The organism is Exiguobacterium sp. BG5(2022), assembly GCF_031844365.1.
GTDB classification, from domain to species: domain Bacteria; phylum Bacillota; class Bacilli; order Exiguobacteriales; family Exiguobacteriaceae; genus Exiguobacterium; species Exiguobacterium profundum.
The window spans coordinates 1,708,807-1,724,985 of sequence record NZ_JAUZVB010000001.1 but is presented as its reverse complement, the minus strand read 5'-3'; the positions used below and the strand labels follow the sequence as shown (position 1 = coordinate 1,724,985).

General features: G+C 47.5%; 17 protein-coding genes and 1 riboswitch. Of the genes, 7 read left to right on the top strand and 10 right to left on the bottom strand.

Annotation, left to right across the window (positions count from 1 at the left end; all coding sequences use genetic code 11):
* The first annotated feature begins 6 nt into the window (after positions 1 to 6).
* Positions 7 to 1,314 carry an ABC transporter substrate-binding protein gene (locus Q9R25_RS08775; RefSeq protein ID WP_047794842.1) on the top strand — a complete coding sequence of 436 codons (1,308 nt, stop codon included), beginning with the start codon at positions 7 to 9 and terminating at the stop codon, positions 1,312 to 1,314.
* Between the two features lies 1 nt (position 1,315).
* A complete protein-coding gene (locus Q9R25_RS08770) occupies positions 1,316 to 1,990 on the top strand; it encodes a glycerophosphodiester phosphodiesterase (RefSeq protein ID WP_311283050.1) in 675 nt (224 codons plus the stop codon).
* A 39-nt stretch (positions 1,991 to 2,029) separates the two neighbouring features.
* Here Q9R25_RS08770 and Q9R25_RS08765 read toward each other — a convergent pair whose 3' ends face one another.
* From Q9R25_RS08765 to Q9R25_RS08750, 4 genes are all read right to left on the bottom strand, one after another.
* The gene (locus Q9R25_RS08765; protein WP_196431250.1) at positions 2,030 to 3,115 is read right to left on the bottom strand and encodes a GGDEF domain-containing protein; all 1,086 of its coding nucleotides are present in this window, start codon (positions 3,113 to 3,115) and stop codon (positions 2,030 to 2,032) included.
* Positions 3,116 to 3,206: 91 nt separating this feature from the next.
* A complete protein-coding gene (locus Q9R25_RS08760; RefSeq protein WP_026825140.1) occupies positions 3,207 to 3,350 on the bottom strand; it encodes a hypothetical protein in 144 nt (47 codons plus the stop codon).
* 96 nt (positions 3,351 to 3,446) lie between these two features.
* Positions 3,447 to 4,592 carry a sensor histidine kinase gene (locus tag Q9R25_RS08755; protein WP_215243633.1) on the bottom strand — a complete coding sequence of 382 codons (1,146 nt, stop codon included), beginning with the start codon at positions 4,590 to 4,592 and terminating at the stop codon, positions 3,447 to 3,449.
* Between the two features lie 155 nt (positions 4,593 to 4,747).
* Positions 4,748 to 6,226, bottom strand: a complete 1,479-nt coding sequence (locus Q9R25_RS08750; RefSeq protein ID WP_251125265.1) for a multicopper oxidase family protein — start codon at positions 6,224 to 6,226, stop codon at positions 4,748 to 4,750.
* 130 nt (positions 6,227 to 6,356) lie between these two features.
* Here Q9R25_RS08750 and Q9R25_RS08745 point away from each other — a divergent pair, with 130 nt between their 5' ends.
* Together Q9R25_RS08745 and Q9R25_RS08740 are read left to right on the top strand one after the other, a co-directional pair.
* Entirely contained in the window at positions 6,357 to 8,369 is a 2,013-nt protein-coding gene (locus tag Q9R25_RS08745; RefSeq protein ID WP_159562948.1) for a heavy metal translocating P-type ATPase, read from the top strand.
* A gap of 58 nt (positions 8,370 to 8,427) precedes the next feature.
* Positions 8,428 to 9,372 (top strand): F510_1955 family glycosylhydrolase, encoded by a 945-nt coding sequence (locus Q9R25_RS08740; protein WP_311283049.1) that lies wholly within the window; start codon positions 8,428 to 8,430, stop codon positions 9,370 to 9,372.
* Between the two features lie 18 nt (positions 9,373 to 9,390).
* Here Q9R25_RS08740 and Q9R25_RS08735 read toward each other — a convergent pair whose 3' ends face one another.
* The 3 genes from Q9R25_RS08735 to Q9R25_RS08725 are packed head-to-tail and all read right to left on the bottom strand — an operon-like array spanning position 9,391 to position 11,835.
* Entirely contained in the window at positions 9,391 to 10,800 is a 1,410-nt protein-coding gene (locus Q9R25_RS08735) for an ATP-binding protein (RefSeq protein WP_311283048.1), read from the bottom strand.
* Positions 10,797 to 11,471, bottom strand: coding sequence for a response regulator transcription factor (locus Q9R25_RS08730; RefSeq protein ID WP_012727305.1), 675 nt, complete (start codon positions 11,469 to 11,471; stop codon positions 10,797 to 10,799). The genes Q9R25_RS08735 and Q9R25_RS08730 overlap by 4 nt, the downstream gene beginning before the upstream one ends.
* Before the next feature lie 25 nt (positions 11,472 to 11,496).
* The gene (locus Q9R25_RS08725) at positions 11,497 to 11,835 is read right to left on the bottom strand and encodes a hypothetical protein (RefSeq protein ID WP_214690448.1); all 339 of its coding nucleotides are present in this window, start codon (positions 11,833 to 11,835) and stop codon (positions 11,497 to 11,499) included.
* 168 nt (positions 11,836 to 12,003) lie between these two features.
* Between Q9R25_RS08725 and Q9R25_RS08720 the strand changes: the two genes are divergently transcribed.
* Positions 12,004 to 12,480, top strand: a complete 477-nt coding sequence (locus Q9R25_RS08720) for a DUF305 domain-containing protein (protein WP_074035791.1) — start codon at positions 12,004 to 12,006, stop codon at positions 12,478 to 12,480.
* A 199-nt stretch (positions 12,481 to 12,679) separates the two neighbouring features.
* Positions 12,680 to 13,396, top strand: a complete 717-nt coding sequence (locus Q9R25_RS08715; protein WP_215243636.1) for a peptidoglycan DD-metalloendopeptidase family protein — start codon at positions 12,680 to 12,682, stop codon at positions 13,394 to 13,396.
* 45 nt (positions 13,397 to 13,441) lie between these two features.
* On the opposite strand, the gene Q9R25_RS08710 is transcribed toward Q9R25_RS08715, so the two are convergent.
* The 3 genes from Q9R25_RS08710 to Q9R25_RS08700 form a co-directional block, all read right to left on the bottom strand.
* Positions 13,442 to 13,603 (bottom strand): hypothetical protein, encoded by a 162-nt coding sequence (locus tag Q9R25_RS08710; RefSeq protein ID WP_214690450.1) that lies wholly within the window; start codon positions 13,601 to 13,603, stop codon positions 13,442 to 13,444.
* An 87-nt stretch (positions 13,604 to 13,690) separates the two neighbouring features.
* Positions 13,691 to 14,608 (bottom strand): TerC family protein, encoded by a 918-nt coding sequence (locus tag Q9R25_RS08705; protein ID WP_159562943.1) that lies wholly within the window; start codon positions 14,606 to 14,608, stop codon positions 13,691 to 13,693.
* A 106-nt stretch (positions 14,609 to 14,714) separates the two neighbouring features.
* Positions 14,715 to 15,335, bottom strand: a complete 621-nt coding sequence (locus Q9R25_RS08700) for a DedA family protein (RefSeq protein WP_311283047.1) — start codon at positions 15,333 to 15,335, stop codon at positions 14,715 to 14,717.
* Between the two features lie 399 nt (positions 15,336 to 15,734).
* Positions 15,735 to 15,877: riboswitch (cyclic di-AMP (ydaO/yuaA leader) on the top strand.
* 192 nt (positions 15,878 to 16,069) lie between these two features.
* On the opposite strand from Q9R25_RS08700, the gene Q9R25_RS14895 reads away from it, so the two are divergent.
* Entirely contained in the window at positions 16,070 to 16,168 is a 99-nt protein-coding gene (locus tag Q9R25_RS14895) for a potassium-transporting ATPase subunit F (protein ID WP_196431244.1), read from the top strand.
* The last annotated feature ends 11 nt before the right edge of the window (positions 16,169 to 16,179 follow it).

Genomic DNA, 16,179 nt, shown 5'->3' with positions numbered 1-16,179 from the left:
TGACAAATGAAAAAGTTAGGATTATTCGCAGGGTTGGCAAGTTCGGTGTTATTACTCGGGGCATGTGGTAGTGAAGAAGCGGCACCAGTCGCGGCGACGACAGAAGACGGAAAGACAGAGGTCGTCTTTTGGCATGCGATGAGTGGGGACTTGGAGACGGCTTTAAACAGTCAAGTCGACGCGTTCAACGCTTCGCAAGACGACTATGAAGTCAAACCGGTCTTCCAAGGAACATATGAGGAAGCGTTGACGAAATTCAATGCGGTCGCCGGTTCGGAAGACGCTCCAGCCATCATGCAGACGTTCGAGGTCGGGACGAAATACATGATTGATTCGAACAAAATCACACCAGTTCAAGAGTTCATCGACAAAGAGGATTTTGACACGAGCGTATGGGAAGAGAACATCTTGAGTTATTATCAGGTCGATGGGAAGCAATACTCGATGCCGTTCAACTCCTCGACACCGGTCCTCATCTATAACAAAGAGGCGTTTGAAAAAGCAGGGCTCGATCCAGAGAAAGCACCACGCACATATGACGAGTTGAAAGAGGCGGCGAAGAAGTTGACAACGGACGGTCAGACCGGCTTCACGATGCTCAACTACGGTTGGTTCTTTGAACAGCTCTTGGCCGCACAAGGTGGACTGTATGTCGACAATGACAATGGACGAAGCGGAGACCCGACGAAAGCCGTGTTTGATGGCGAAGAAGGACAGAACGCGTTCAATCTCATCAAAGAGATGTACGATGAGAAGACATTCCTAAACGTCGGTCAAAACTGGGACGACATGCGCGCGGCATTCCAATCTGGAAAAGTTGCCATGTACCTTGATTCGTCAGCAGGAATCCGTACGGTAGCAGACAACGCGGACTTTGAAATCGGCGCATCGTACTTACCGGTACCGAATGAAGCGGAGCGTCAAGGCGTCGTCATCGGCGGGGCATCGCTCTGGATGGGTGATGGCATTGCCGAAGAGACGAAAGAAGGCGCATGGGAGTTCATGAAGTATGTCGCTTCAACGGAAGCGCAAGCACAGTGGCATGTTGACACAGGCTACTTCGCCATCAATCCGGAAGCATACAATGAACCGATCGTAAAAGAAATGTGGGCGAAATATCCACAACTGAAAGTGACGGTCGACCAACTCAGTGAGACGAAACCATCACCGGCGACACAAGGAGCGCTCATCTCGACGTTCCCGCAATCACGTCAAAGTGTCGTCAACGCGATGGAAAGTTTGTATCAAGGGGTGTCGGTCGAAGAAGCATTGAAGCGTGCGGCCGATGAGACGACTTCCACCTTGGGGCAGTGACATGTTGATTTACGCACATCGCGGCTATAGCGCCAATTACCCGGAAAATACATTGTCCGCGTTCGAGGCAGCTCTTCCCTATGTGGACGGGATCGAGCTGGACGTACAGCTATCGAAGGACGGGCGTCTCGTCGTCATTCATGACGAAACCGTCGACCGGACGACAAATGGAACGGGATGGGTGAAAGACATGACGCTTCAGGAGTTGCGCCAGTTGAAGATTGACGGCTATGAACGCATCCCAACGTTAGAAGAGGTGCTCGGACTGATTGAACGAAGCAACGTCACCCTGAACATCGAATTGAAGACAGATCAATATGCGTATCCAGGGATCGAACGTCTCGCTTGGTTTGCTGTCAACGAGTTTGAACTCGGTGACCGTGTCGTGTTCTCCTCATTCAATCGTGAAACGCTCGTCCGAATGCGAGATGTGGCACCAGTCGCCCGGCTTGCGGTGTTGACACTCACGGGTGAGTCGGACACCGTCTCGTTCGCTGAAACGATTCGGGCCGAGGCGATTCACGCCCAGCCTGCATTTATCGGTTCGAAAGCATGGAATCAGATACAACATACGACGCTCGAGACACGGCTCTACACGATCAACGACGTGAAGGACCTTCCCCCGATAACGGTTTCGGCCATCATGACAGATGAGGTTGAACGGTTTACAAAATGAGTAGACTAAACCCCGCTCCTGAGAAGGAGCGGGGTTTATTCATGTCATGATCGGTTCTGGTGTGTCATAGGTTGAGATGACAACTTGATTACGCCCTTCGTTTTTCGCTTGATAAAGCGCCGAATCAGCGAGATCTACCATCCGCTTGATGGGAAGCGAGGTCCCGTGTGCGACCCCGACGGACGTCGTGATTTGAATCGGTGGAAAATCGTTCAAGTGGAATAGTTCAGCAGCAATCCGTTCTCGTATCCGGTTGGCCACTTTGTCTACCTTCTCTGGCGTCAAGTCGTACATCAAGATGACGAATTCTTCGCCACCGATTCGTGCGACAGTGTCATGGGCACGCGTCTCGACTTTTAAGATGTTGGCGAACTGTTGTAAGACGAGATCACCGTTTCCGTGACCATATGTATCGTTCACATGTTTAAAATGATCGATATCGAGCGCGAGTACATTGTACGTCCGATTCTCTTGACCGATGGAAGCCGTATATCGATCCCACACACGTCGATTGTATAGACCGGTCAAATGGTCTCGTTCAGACGACTGTTTGTACTCGATGGCACGGCGGGTCGTTTGTTCTAGGTCGATGGTGAGGATGCTCGAGAGTAGACCGACGAGCATGCCAATCATCCAAATGGACAAGACGAGGGATACATAGGCTGTGCTCCAACCCATATTGATATAGACGGCAATCGAAATAATGAAGAGCGCCCATACGTTCAAAAAGATACTCTGTAAGAAGAGTCGCTCCCGAAGCAGCCGATGAATCCAGAGCATCCCGATGCTGACGATGAACGTCGCGATAAATGCAATCATGGCCTGCTCGGTCATTCCGAACAAGAATCGTGTACTGGCGATGACAAGTGTCGCAATGAATAAAGGAAAACGAGCACCATAAAAAGCAAGCAACACGAGCGGTAAGTGACGTAAATCCACACGGACCATATCGTTAGCTTCTACGGCGTTATACATCAAAAACAGACCGAGTGCACCGGCGAGTATTCCAATCACAGAACTACGAAGACGGTACGAATTAAAAAGCGAAGAATGATAAATCTTCGAGATGATATAAAATCCGGTGAATGCGACACAAGCATTGAGCAACAAGACGGTGAGCGTCATTCCTTCACGACCTTTTTCATAGACTATACATTAACGGTAGCAGTCTTCAAATAATTGTCAATCTGAAGGTGTGTAAATGTTCATTATCTTTTCACGCTTTCTTCTTTGTTCCTCGAAACGCAAAAAACATAGCGATGCCAATTCCAATGCCGAGCCACCAATTATCGAGGGTGAGCCCGAAAACGACGGCGAATACGACCGCGACGGGAATCGATAAGTAGCCACGTTGTTTCATCTTCATTTCCTCCTCTCTTCGACACTTCTTTATTCCCAAAACGAATGCGCTTCATTCTTGAATCGAAACAAATTAAAAAACGTTCGACCGATTAAATCAGTCGAACGAAACCGAATGTTTAGGTGATGATTGCAATGAACAACTCTGTCTGGTGTGGAGCTCGATCGTAAAGGTGGTGCCTTCCCCGTATACCGAGTCCGCATGAATTCCCCAACCATGGGCTTCAGCGATTCGTTTACAGATTCGTAGACCGAGACCGGTTCCTTTGATCGATTGGTGGGCAGCGGATTCGACACGGTAATATTCATCAAATACGTATGGAAGTGCTTCTTCCGGAATCCCGATGCCGGTATCGGATACAGATAAGATGATTGTGCCAGCACATTCAAATACTCTCGTATGGACCGTACCGCCGTCAGGAGAGTACTTGATGGCGTTACCAATGAGGTTATGGAGCAATTGCCGTAACTTTTCTTCATCTGCTTGAATCGAGACATCATTCGTTTCAAATGTCACTGTATGAAGCGGGGAGGTCGTCTGATAGCTCGACATGACATCCTCTAAAAGAGGACGGAGTGCGAACGTCGTCACGGTCAGTTGGTCAGCCGTGTAGCGCTCTTTTTGATAATCGAGGAAATTATCGACGAGCCGCTCCAGCCGTTCCGATTCTTGTTTGACTTGTGTTAGCATCTGATACGACTTTTCCGAACCTTGATGGCGTGTCATGAGTAACTCCGTATAGCCATGGATGGCAGTCAATGGCGTGCGGAAATCATGAGACAGTTCGGCAAGGAAACTGTCTTTACGTTCTTCAAAGCGGACAGCTTCTGTTTGGTCGCGCCACATGATGAAAACGCCACGTGGTGTGCGCGTGAAGTTGAAAATCAAATGTAGCGTCTTGTCATTAAAGCGCAGACGACGTGAGGTCATCCTTGGATCCGTTTCAGTCGCACATTCGAGCAATTCCTGGATGAGGTGCATGACTTGTGCGGAATCCGCCCCATGCTGTTCCAACGTGGCATATAAATAACGAGTCAATGTTTCCAATGTGTCAAAAGATTGTGTTGTCATCGAAGGGCACCATTGCCGAAGAGAATCATTCGAATACAGACGACATCTTGAGAAATCGATATAACACATCGCATCCTGTACTTCTTCCACGATGGAAGCGATGGAGAACGTGTGGCGTTGCTGTTTTTGACGAGCGGAGCGTTTCTGCCTAATCCTATGGAATCGGCGCATGGACCTACCTCCTCGCGAACATTTGTACATGCATTCACAATAAGTATACGACATTCGAGAAGGAATCCCTATACAGGCAATAGTCCTAGCAGAAACGTATCGAAATCGGGACGGATACAAAACACCTCTCCGCTGATAGAACAGAGAGGTGTCGGTCATTCGGTCACTTTTACTTGTCCCATCATCCCATTTTCTTCATGCTCGAGGATGTGGCAATGATACATAAATGTGCCGGTTTTCGTGAAGGTGATTTCAATCTTTACTCGTTCATCTGGAGCGACGGCTACCGTATCTTTCCACCCTTTTTCCTGATCGGATGGTGGGTTGCCGTCTCGACTAATGACTCGGAACTGGACGCCGTGGATGTGGAAGGGATGTGTCATCCCACCCATCATATCTGGTTTATTTTCAATTTCCCATACCTTGGTGTCTCCGCGTTTCGCTTCGATGTCGATACGCTCCGGATCATAGGTCTTTCCGTTGATTGAAACCATGTTACCCATTCCAAAAAGGGTGAGCCGTCGATCTGCCGTCTTATCTGTCGAGCGCTCCATCGTCTCGGTCACCGGAATCTTAATGGACGCCTTGTCGAGTTCACCGACACGAAACGTAGTGAATGTCACTCCGTCCGCTTTTAAGGCGGCGACATCTTCAACTTGTGAAAAATCTATCAGCACTTCGGCCCGTTCACCTGGTGTCAACGTGATGGTTCTTAAGGGAATCGGGCGCTCTAACGGTCCTCCGTCTGTCGCAATCTGCGTCATCTCGGCCTCGTTAGATAACGTAAAATCAAAATCGCGCGCATTCGAACCGTTGACTAGTCGCACACGTAACGTCTCGGTTTGAACGTCGAACGTCGTGTTGATGGCTCCATTCGCAAGAATTGTATCCCCGGTCGTTCCGTCAACGTTCATATGGGCATCATAATCTAACCCACCGTTAGGAGTGAAGCGTCGATCTTGTACAATGAGCGGGATGTCGTCGACTCCATATTCATTCGGGAGACCATTCGGTGTATCGTTAGTCACATAAAGAAGACCGGCAAGCCCTTTATAAACTTGTTCAGCTGTCGAACCCATCGGATGGGGGTGAAACCACAGCGTACTAGGTTCTTGGTCGATGTCGAGTCGAACTTGTGCCCGTTCACCTGGTGCGACGGTCTGATGAGGTCCCCCGTCCATGTCGGCAGGAATGACGAGTCCGTGCCAGTGGAACGTTGTCGGTTCATCCAATCGATTGATGGTATCGATTACGACTGTTTTTCCTTTCGGTAACTCGATCATTGGTCCGAGTAAGTCTCCATTATAACCGAATGTTTCCGATTTCTTGCCGTCTTTGAAAAATTGTGACGTGCCTTTAGTTGCTTCCACCGTATAGTAGACCGTGTCTTCCGTGACACGATCTGGCTGTAAGGCGGTCGGAATCGGAAGCGGCTGTGTCGGTTCATCCGATGCTTGGAGCTCTTGCCTCGCTCCGTGTCCCATCTGACCCGTTGCCGAATCGTTTCCCATCATATGATTTTGGTCCATATTGTTGTTATGGTTCCATGTCCCGTTGAAGAGGACGACTAGTAAAACGAAGATGCCCCCAATTAAAATCCCCGTCAACAGAAACCACATTCCTTTCGATTTCATTCTATAACACTCCTTCATTGTTCAGTCCTCACTTTGTTGTACCACCTAATTGTGAAAGAAACATGAAAGTCCAAATCTGTTTAATTATATACCATATGGGGGTATACAATTCGTGTAAAGGAGAGGATGAATGATGGAACATGCACACGATCAACATCATGAATATCATAAGGGAAGTCACGAGTCTCATCATGGCGGACACGGACACGAGCATATGATTGATGATTTCAAACGACGTTTCTTCATATCGCTCGGACTGATGATTCCGATTTTATTGTTATCGGACATGATTCAAGAATGGCTGCGGTTTGAACTCGATTTTCCGCTTGAAAAGACAATCTTATTTGTATTGGCGACGATTGTATATGTATACGGCGGATGGCCGTTCTTAAAAGGAAGTGTGGAAGAGCTACGAGAGCGTAGCCCGGGCATGATGATGCTCATTGGCTTGGCGATTAGCGTCGCTTACTTTTATAGCGCAGCTGTCGTCTTTGGATACGGAAGTGGGCATGACTTCTTTTGGGAACTCGCTTCACTGATTGTGATCATGCTACTCGGTCACTGGATTGAGATGCGTTCGGTCATGGGGGCATCAAATGCGTTAGAACAACTCGTACAACTGCTCCCGAACGAGGCGCATCGCATCAATGGGGAAGAAACGGAAGACGTTCCCATCTCTGAACTGAAGGAAGGAGACCGAATCCTCGTCAAACCGGGGGAGCAGGTACCCGTGGACGGGAAAATCATCAAAGGACGAACGACCATCGACGAGTCGATGTTGACCGGCGAATCGGTACCGGTCGAAAAAACAGAAGGTGAAGATGTCATTGCGGGTTCGATCAACCAAGAAGGGAGCTTGACGATTGAAACGATTGGTACGGGAGAAAGAACGTACTTGTCAAAAGTGATTGAATTGGTGAGTGAGGCACAAAAATCGAAGTCACGGGCTCAAAATTTGGCGAATCGGGCGGCAAAATATTTGTTCTATATCGCAATTGCCGCTGGAGTCATCACGTTCACGGTTTGGTTCATGCTCGGATATTCGGTCGGGACGGCGGTTGAACGGATGGTAACGGTCATGGTCATCTCATGTCCCCATGCACTTGGACTGGCGACACCTCTTGTTGTCGCTGTTTCGACAGCATTATCGGCGAAACAAGGTCTTCTCATCCGCAATCGGACTCAATTTGAAGAGGCGCGTCGACTCGATGCCGTCATTTTCGATAAGACCGGTACGCTGACGGAAGGGAATTTCGGAGTCACAGACATACAGGCGAGCTCGTCTTATAAGGAAGAAGACGTGTTGCAACTCGCAGGAGCAGTTGAGCGTGAGTCGCAACATCCTCTCGCGCAAGGGATTTTAAGAGAAGCCGAGAGACGGGAATTGAAACTGGCGGCTGTCGACGACTTCGGTTCGATGACAGGTGTCGGATTGGAAGGAACGGTTGACGGTGCGCGTGTTCAAGTCGTCAGTCCGCGACATATCCGCGATCAACACATTCAAATTGATGAGGAGACGTTTGCACGACTCTCGGAAGAAGGAAAGACCGTCGTCTTTGTTTTGAAAGACGGAGAATGGGTCGGGATGATTGCGATGGCCGATCTGGTGAGGGAAGAAGCGAAGGAGACCGTCGAGGCACTTCATGAAAAAGGCATTCGCTCGATCATGTTGACGGGTGACAACGAGAAGGTCGCGCATTGGGTCGCGGGTCAGCTCGGTATCGATGACGTGTATGCCGAAGTATTACCGGACGACAAGGCAAACCAAGTGAAAGACGTCCAAAAAGATGGCAGCAAAGTAGCGATGGTCGGAGATGGAATCAATGATGCACCTGCCTTAGCACAAGCGGATGTCGGCATCGCAATCGGGAGCGGGACAGACGTTGCCGTCGAAACGGCAGATATTGTCCTCGTCCGCAGTAATCCGAAAGATGTCCTATCGATTTTGGAGCTTTCACAGAACACGTATCGTAAGATGATTCAAAACTTGTGGTGGGCAGCCGGGTATAACATCGTCGCCATCCCGCTTGCTGCAGGCGTGCTGGCTCCGATTGGAATCATCTTGTCCCCAGCCATCGGTGCCGTCTTGATGAGTTTAAGCACAGTTATTGTCGCAATCAACGCTCGACTTTTGAAGATTTAACATTTCTTTCACCTTTAGTCAGTATGCTAGATGGGATGCTAATGATGGAGGGATCGAGATGAAACGAACGTTAATGCTATCACTATTCCTGACTCCACTGCTCCTGTCGGCGTGTGGAACAGAAGACGCACCGTCGGACACGAGTCAATCCGAGAATGTGACGACAACTACAAAAGACGAGTGGCAACGTGTGGGATCCGATGAAACGGTCTCCCACATCCACGGAGCTGGATTTTGGCAAGACGACGAACGTCTTGTCATCGCGACGCATGCCGGATTGATGGAATATCGAGAAGATGGTTGGTATACGCTGCCGACAAATCGCCATGACTACATGGGATTTGAAGTCGTCGAGGATGGATTTTATGCGAGCGGTCACCCCGATCGTCGGACAGATTTCAAAAATCCACTTGGGGTCATGCATGGAAAAAATCATGGGGCGGTACTCGAGAGTCGGTCGCTTGAAGGCGAGGCAGATTTCCACTATATGAGTGTCGGTTATGCCACAGGTACACTCTACGTTTATTTGGAGGAAGCGACCTCGGAGCTAGAGCCGGGATTTTATCGTTCCATCGATGGTGGGAAATCTTTTGAACCGATGCAGGTACAAGGGATAGAGGAAGCGCAAGTGGCAGGAATCGTCGCCGATGCGACGGATGCGGAGCGCGTCTTCTTGTACGGGCCGTCCGGCATCCTCGTTTCGAATGACTCTGGAGATTCGTTCGAGCCACTTGTTGAAGCAGAACAAGTTGTCACGGTCGGAGCGGATGAGGGGCAGCTGGCATACGTACGACAGACAGATGGTTCTTTCGAAGGGGTTCGTTTCAACTTAGACGATGAGTCGACAGAGACGTTCAATCTTCCAGAGCTTCAAGCGGACGTTGTGCCAATCGAATTGGCAGTCAACGAGGAGCGCATGTTGCTTGTCACATCGGATAACAGCGTATATGAGTTTACAGACGGGGAATGGGAGATGCGCCTCGACAAAGGTGAGCTCAATTGATTAAAAGACGCCTTTCCATTATAGGATAGGCGTCTTTTTGTCGAGTGGAATCGTGACGGTGAAAGAAGTGCCCGATACATCAGACGTGACTGTCAATTCTCCACCGTGACGGTTGACGATTTGGTCAGCGATGGCGAGTCCGAGGCCGCTCCCGCCAGTCTGTCGGGACCGTGATTTTTCCACACGATACAGGCGGTCAAAAATGTGCGGTAAATCTTCTTCGGGAATGCCTTTCCCATTGTCTGTAATGGTCAGGATCAGGTGAGTGTCCGTGACATTTGAACGCAGGGAGACATGTGAGGCCTCACTATGCTCAATCGCATTATGGGCGATTGAGCGGAAGACTTGGAGCATCCGGTGCCGATCCAATGTAAGAGCGATGTCTTGTTGTCCCGCGTTCGACGAAGCATCGAAGCGAATCGTCGTCATCCGGAACATTGTATCGAGCATTCGACGTAAGTCCGCACAAAACGTTGTGACGGTCACTTCTTCTCGATGCAATAAGAACGTGTTCTCATCGAGCTGTGCCAGTTGAAACGCATTTTCGACGAGTTCTGTGAGCGACCGGCTTTCATCTAAGATTGTCTGAATCGATTGCTTGCGTAACGATTCGGGCGTACTTTCTTTCGAAGCGATTTCGGCGTAACCCCTCAAGTACGTGAGAGGGGTCTTGATTTCATGCGATAGGTCGGATAAGAACTGACGACGTTCCCGCCGTAGTCTGGATAGTTCCACTGACATCGATTCGATGGCACGCGCTAATTCACCGATTTCGTCGACACGATTGGTCGGTAACTGTAAATCGTCTGGGTTTGTCAATACATTCTCCGTTGCTTGTTTTAATGATTGGATCGGTTTTGAAATCAATCGACTCAAGAGGATGAACGTCAAGACGGTCGTCACGAGCGCGATCGCTGTGATATATAGGAATCGCCACTGGAGCCGATGGCTAATTCCATGAATGATTTCAGTCGGTAAAAACATATAGACGTATCCATACCGTCTGTCGGTATCATCTGTGATTGGCGTACGAACGATCAAATACGGTTCGTTTTCCCAGTCGTTCTCTAGGACAGTCGTGTCGTCGAAGGAGCCAGTTTGTTTTTTCGAATCGACTGTATCGGCAAGGACTTGGGGAAAGAAGCGTGAAGTCTGAAGAAGATGATGCATGGGATCAGTGATGGCGACTTTCGTATCGGTCTCACTTTCCATAGTCGCTACATGATCAATCGTCTCTTCGGAAAAATTCATTGCTAATACGCTCGCATGGCTCTCGGCCCGAGATTCAAGGCGATTGATTTCTTCTACAACACGTTCACCGAGAAGCGTGTGATAGAGGAGAAGGAACAACACACCTTCAATCAATAGGGTGGATAGAAGAAAGACGAGGCTGATGCGAAACGGTAGACTGTTACGACCTCGCTTCATCCGGAACGCTCCTCGGTCCATCGATAGCCACGTCCCCATACCGTCTTTAAATAATCATCAATCGGGAATCCTGCATCGCCTAACTTTTCTCGAATCATACGAATATGCGCATCAACGGTGCGTGGGTCGGATTCTGCAGAATAGGGCCAGACAAGGTCAAACAAATCTAGGCGGTTGAAGAGGCGATTCGGGTGCTGAAGGAACAATTTTAAGATGGCCGTCGCTTTTGGTGTGAGGACAATCTCTTGTTCTTCATACAAAACGCGTCCGCTCTCCTCATCGTAACGTAGTGGTCCGTATTGGATGTTGACGACACGGGTCCGGCGCAAGACGGCACGAATACGAGCGAGGAGCACGTTCCCATCGAACGGTTTGGTGACGTAATCATCCGCTCCAGCATCTAATCCTTGGATGGTCGTCTCATTGTCTGAACGTGCCGTCAACAAGACGACAGGTAATGCCGGATCCATCGTCTTTAACTGACGACAAAGTGAGATCCCATCTACTTCTGGCATCATAATATCTAAAAGGACGAGATCCGGTCGCTCTTCGATTTTGTCGAGTGCGGAACGGGCATCGCTCGCCTCGATGCAAAAGTAGCCGTCACTTTCAAGAAACAAACGAATCAAATGTCTCATTTTTTCTTCATCGTCTACGATGAGAATCTTCATCTTGCATTCCTCCTTCCTCTTATTATTATCGTTCCGTGTGCTTTGCGTGATTTCCTTCCATGGCGAAAAGAGTCTGTAGTTGTTCACGTGCGCGTTCGACGTCTCGACAGTAAATGACGGGTACTCTCGCGTCAATCGGTCGATCCGTGACGATGGCTACTGCACCATTTCGGATGGCGGCCCTCACTAAATCGACGCCACGTTCATTGATTGGGCGCTTGCATATATATAAAAACATTTTATTTATTTTTTCTGGTGTCGTTCCGATTCCGCGAATTGTCATTTCTTCCGGGTGATCGAGATAGGACCAAGATAAAACAGTATCAAGTGTTGCCAGTACGTCACGCAATGTCCGCTCTTGCATCATCGTTCTCCTTCCTTGCATGAACTCAATTTCACTAGTGTACCCGATGTTTGTGAAAAAGAAGTGAAAAGCGTTAAGAGTACGATTAGACGGAGAAATAGGCGGGTTTGAGTATAGAACAAGTAGGAAAAAGAGTTTTTATACGCACAATAAGAAAGGATGAATAAGATGAAACAGTACGGTAAATTTGGAATCATGATTGCGGTCTCGACATTCATTATGTATTGGCTCATGTATTTGAACGTGTTTCAGTTCAATCATATCTTCTTTAGTCAGACGAGGTTGTACATGGCACTCATCATGGGATCGGTCATGGCGTTCGTCATGCTTCTCTTCATGTGGGGGATGTATAAGAACAAAACAGTTAACTTTATCATCCTAGGGGTCAGTGCTCTCGTCTTCAGTGCCTCGCTTTGGCTCGTACGTAGCCAGACGACCGTCGATGATGTCAGTTGGATGAAAGCGATGATCCCTCACCACTCGATTGCCATTTTGACAAGTGAACGCGCTGAAATTGAAGACCCACGCGTGAAAGAATTGTCTGAAGAAATCATCAAGGCACAGCGCCGTGAAATTGAAGAGATGAAGCGATTGATTGAAGATTTAGAGGATGAAGAGGAGAACGCCGAGGAAAATCGTGAGTAACAGACATGCACAGTCGAAAACGGCTGTGCATTTTTTGTATGTTGAAAAGGAAAAATAAAGAAAGTAAGTTATAATTTGTTTTCCTTTATTTGAAATATAAATGACATATTTGTCGGTTCGTTTTGGTGGTAAAATTTTTTCAGTTAGATAATATAAAAAATAAAAATTTAAATACATAATTGAAAGGATTTACCACATCATGAAACGAAAGATGCTCTCTCTCTTCTGTGCCGTTCTTCTCACAGTCGGAATCTTCACTCCGACAGGTACCCCGGCTGAAGCTGCTACCACGTATTATGTCAAAGTCATGACTAACAGTTTAAACGTCCGTTCGGGCCCGGGCACGACGTATGCAATCGTCGGCAGTGCGAAGTTGGGACAATCCTTCAAATATCTCGGCGTGAGCGGGGGATGGACAAAAATCAATTTCAACGGGACATCCCGCTACGTATCCAGTACATATGTGAAGAAGTACAGTGTCTCCACGCTTTCAACCACATCGACTGCGAAAATGATCATCCCGACAAAAGGGACGTTGACACAAAAGTATGGTCCGGCGAGCGGGCAGTACGGTTATACGTTCCATAACGGTATCGACTTGGCTGCTCCAAGAGGAACACCGGTCGTGTCAGCCGCTTATGGAAAAGTCATCGTTTCTCGGAACTATGGGGCTTACGGTAACCACATCATGATGAGCCATCAGTTGAATGGACAAACATATATTACTGTATACGCACACCTTGATCGCCTCAATGTCGTTACAGGACAAACGTTAGCAAAAGGAGCAACGATTGGAACGGTCGGGAATACCGGTAACTCGTTCGGGAATCATCTCCACTTCGAAGTGCATCGGAACAGCTATGTGTATAGCAGTTCATCTCCTGCTAACAGTATCAATCCGTATACAATGTTTTGACATAAAAGCACGCGCTCTCAAACAATGGGAGCGCGTGCTTTTTGGTTAATGCCATGTCGTTTGTTTGTTTCGCTCGATTTGGTTGGCGGCAATGAGGCTGACACCAACGACGACACCGAACACCAATCCGAACAGGTTGTTGAAGAGTAACATGAGGATGATCCCGAAGACGAGACCGATACTCATGAGGCCAATCCGATCAAACATATTGAATCCCCTTTTCTGTAGTTGTGCACCTCAATGATTAACCGATTTTCAAAGAAAGAACACCGACGAAATGGACTGATTGATTCATTATACGTGTTTGGAAGAACCAGGTTTCGTTTTGTAGAAACTATAGAGGACGCTAATCAAGATGACGAGAACGATGGTTCCAAGAGACATCCAAATCGGCATCTTGTACACATCACCGAAAATCATCTTCGCCCCTATGAAGACGAGCATGAAGCTGAGACCGTGTTTCAAATAGTAGAAGCGGTCGATCAAGTTGGCGAGGACGAAGTAGAGACTACGAAGTCCGAGAATCGCCATGATGTTCGCATAGAAGATGATATACGGGTCACGTGAATACGCGAAACTCGCGGCGACCGAATCGACTGCGAAGACGATATCCGACAATTCGATGAAGATGAGCGCGATGAAGAGTGGCGTGAAGAACAACTTCCCATTGATGCGCTTCGTGAACTTCCCGGATGAGATATCCTGTGTGATGGGGAGGCGTCGCTCGAGCCAACGAATCGTCTTGTTTTCTTCAAGTGACTCGTCTTTCCCGATATTCTTATACATCATCCATCCTGTATAAACGAGAAACGCTCCGAACACGTAGTAGACCCAACCGAAGTTTTCTAAAAGGGATACGCCAGCGACGATGAAGACAGCGCGGAAGAAAATCGCTCCGAGAATCCCCCAGAATAGTACCTTATGTTGATACTTGAGTGGGATGGCGAAATAGGCAAAAACAAGTGAGAAGACGAAGACATTATCAATCGCGAGTGCCTTTTCGATAAAGTAGACGCTCGCATATTCCGTTGCGGCTGTACTTCCTTGCGTGAAGAACAACCATCCTCCGAATGCGATGGCAATCCCAATCCAGACAAACGTCCATGTCCATGCTTCGCGGAGCGAGACTTCGTGCGCTTTACGGTGGAACACCCCGAGGTCAAGTGCGAGCATGAAGATGACGATGAGTAAGAACCCGATGAGTAGGGTCAACAACAATTCCTCCTTTTAAGGTCATATGAACTTCTATATATTTAATTTAAGTTCATAAGAACTCAAAGTCAAGCGTAAAAATCAAAAACCACTCGAAAAGGAGTGGTCAATGTGTAGAGCGTCTTCTTAACACTATGCGAGCCGTCCAACCGACAACAGCGATTATTGTGAATCCTAAAAACATATACATCACATGTGAATACATTTCGATATACCCTAACCAAACTTGCCAATTCTCGCCGACTACAACACCAATAAAAATGAGTACCGTATTCCAAATGAGCGTCCCGCATGTCGTCAACACGATAAATTGAAGGAACGGCATATTCGACATACCGGCTGGAATCGAAATCAAACTGCGTACGACGGGAACGAACCGACCGAAGAATACTAATTTTGGACCGAATCGATCAAACCAGCGATCAGCCATTCGAACATCTTCTATTTTCAGATAAATTCTTTTGCCGTAACGGGTGATGAATGACTCGAGACGTTCTCGGTCCAGTAAAAGTCCAATCCCATAAAGGACAACGGCACCGAGGAGTGCTCCGACTGTTGCCACAACAATCATCCAAATAGGATTGAGTGTGGTTGTAGTTGTGAAAAAACCGCCAAAAATTAAGATTAATTCGGATGGGATTGGGGGGAACACATTCTCAACAAAAATAAGAAACATGACTCCGAAATAACCAAACCGTTCAATGATTTGTTGAATCCATTGCTCCATACCGTGATCGTCTCCTACCTAATTCATATTCTCCATCAACAATAAGTCGAATGACGACGATTTGGACATCCATCCTAAGATGTAAAGTGTTTTCAAACGATTTTTTTTGATGTCACGAAAGAGTAATTTCAAGGTCAAACTCACTTGAAAGTGATTATTCTTACATATATCGCAGAAGTGACCACAAATATACGGAGTGACTTCGATGCGTGATTTTCTGAACTGCAAATTAAGTATGAAGAAACTAGGAATAAAAAAACTTATAAATAATCATATTCATTTCACAAAAATCATTCGGATAAATCTGACAATTTAAGTTAAAAAATTTTTTATGAAAAGTTATTTACAGTCATTTTGAATCGGAGTAACATCCATCTCATCAACTTCATACGTATTGTTGAAATCTTTTCGCCGAGTTCCGGAGACGGAAGCGGGGGACCCACTGTCCAATCTGGACTGGGGTGAATCCTCAAGTGAGGTAGGGCCAACCTAGGCAAGCCCGAATCCGACAGCTAACCTCGTAGGCGTTATTAGGGGGATCCGACTCATGCAGTGATATGCCACTGGAGCCGTTTCTTGCTCCTGTGGTTTTTTGCATATTTTTTAATGTTAAATAAAGTAAAAAAATGAAAAAAGAGGTTATTATATGGTTGATTTATTCGCAATTGCTTTACTCATTGGTTTAGTGGCGTCTATGAATGTGATGATTCGTTCGATTGATCGGATGCACTGGAATGAACAGGGGTGACGACATGTATATCGTGCTTTTAGCGATTGGAATTGGGTATCTCTCTTACTTAACCGTTGCATTACTAAAACCAGAAAAATTTTAAAGACAGAGGAG

Coding starts and splice junctions, on each gene's coding strand:
- Q9R25_RS08775 (WP_047794842.1), top strand. CDS start 7: ATGAAAAAGTTAGGATTATTCGCAGGGTTGGCAAGTTCGGTGTTATTA.
- Q9R25_RS08770 (WP_311283050.1), top strand. CDS start 1,316: ATGTTGATTTACGCACATCGCGGCTATAGCGCCAATTACCCGGAAAAT.
- Q9R25_RS08765 (WP_196431250.1), bottom strand. CDS start 3,115: ATGACGCTCACCGTCTTGTTGCTCAATGCTTGTGTCGCATTCACCGGA.
- Q9R25_RS08760 (WP_026825140.1), bottom strand. CDS start 3,350: ATGAAACAACGTGGCTACTTATCGATTCCCGTCGCGGTCGTATTCGCC.
- Q9R25_RS08755 (WP_215243633.1), bottom strand. CDS start 4,592: ATGCGCCGATTCCATAGGATTAGGCAGAAACGCTCCGCTCGTCAAAAA.
- Q9R25_RS08750 (WP_251125265.1), bottom strand. CDS start 6,226: ATGAAATCGAAAGGAATGTGGTTTCTGTTGACGGGGATTTTAATTGGG.
- Q9R25_RS08745 (WP_159562948.1), top strand. CDS start 6,357: ATGATGGAACATGCACACGATCAACATCATGAATATCATAAGGGAAGT.
- Q9R25_RS08740 (WP_311283049.1), top strand. CDS start 8,428: ATGAAACGAACGTTAATGCTATCACTATTCCTGACTCCACTGCTCCTG.
- Q9R25_RS08735 (WP_311283048.1), bottom strand. CDS start 10,800: ATGAAGCGAGGTCGTAACAGTCTACCGTTTCGCATCAGCCTCGTCTTT.
- Q9R25_RS08730 (WP_012727305.1), bottom strand. CDS start 11,471: ATGAAGATTCTCATCGTAGACGATGAAGAAAAAATGAGACATTTGATT.
- Q9R25_RS08725 (WP_214690448.1), bottom strand. CDS start 11,835: ATGCAAGAGCGGACATTGCGTGACGTACTGGCAACACTTGATACTGTT.
- Q9R25_RS08720 (WP_074035791.1), top strand. CDS start 12,004: ATGAAACAGTACGGTAAATTTGGAATCATGATTGCGGTCTCGACATTC.
- Q9R25_RS08715 (WP_215243636.1), top strand. CDS start 12,680: ATGAAACGAAAGATGCTCTCTCTCTTCTGTGCCGTTCTTCTCACAGTC.
- Q9R25_RS08710 (WP_214690450.1), bottom strand. CDS start 13,603: ATGTTTGATCGGATTGGCCTCATGAGTATCGGTCTCGTCTTCGGGATC.
- Q9R25_RS08700 (WP_311283047.1), bottom strand. CDS start 15,335: ATGGAGCAATGGATTCAACAAATCATTGAACGGTTTGGTTATTTCGGA.
- Q9R25_RS14895 (WP_196431244.1), top strand. CDS start 16,070: ATGAACAGGGGTGACGACATGTATATCGTGCTTTTAGCGATTGGAATT.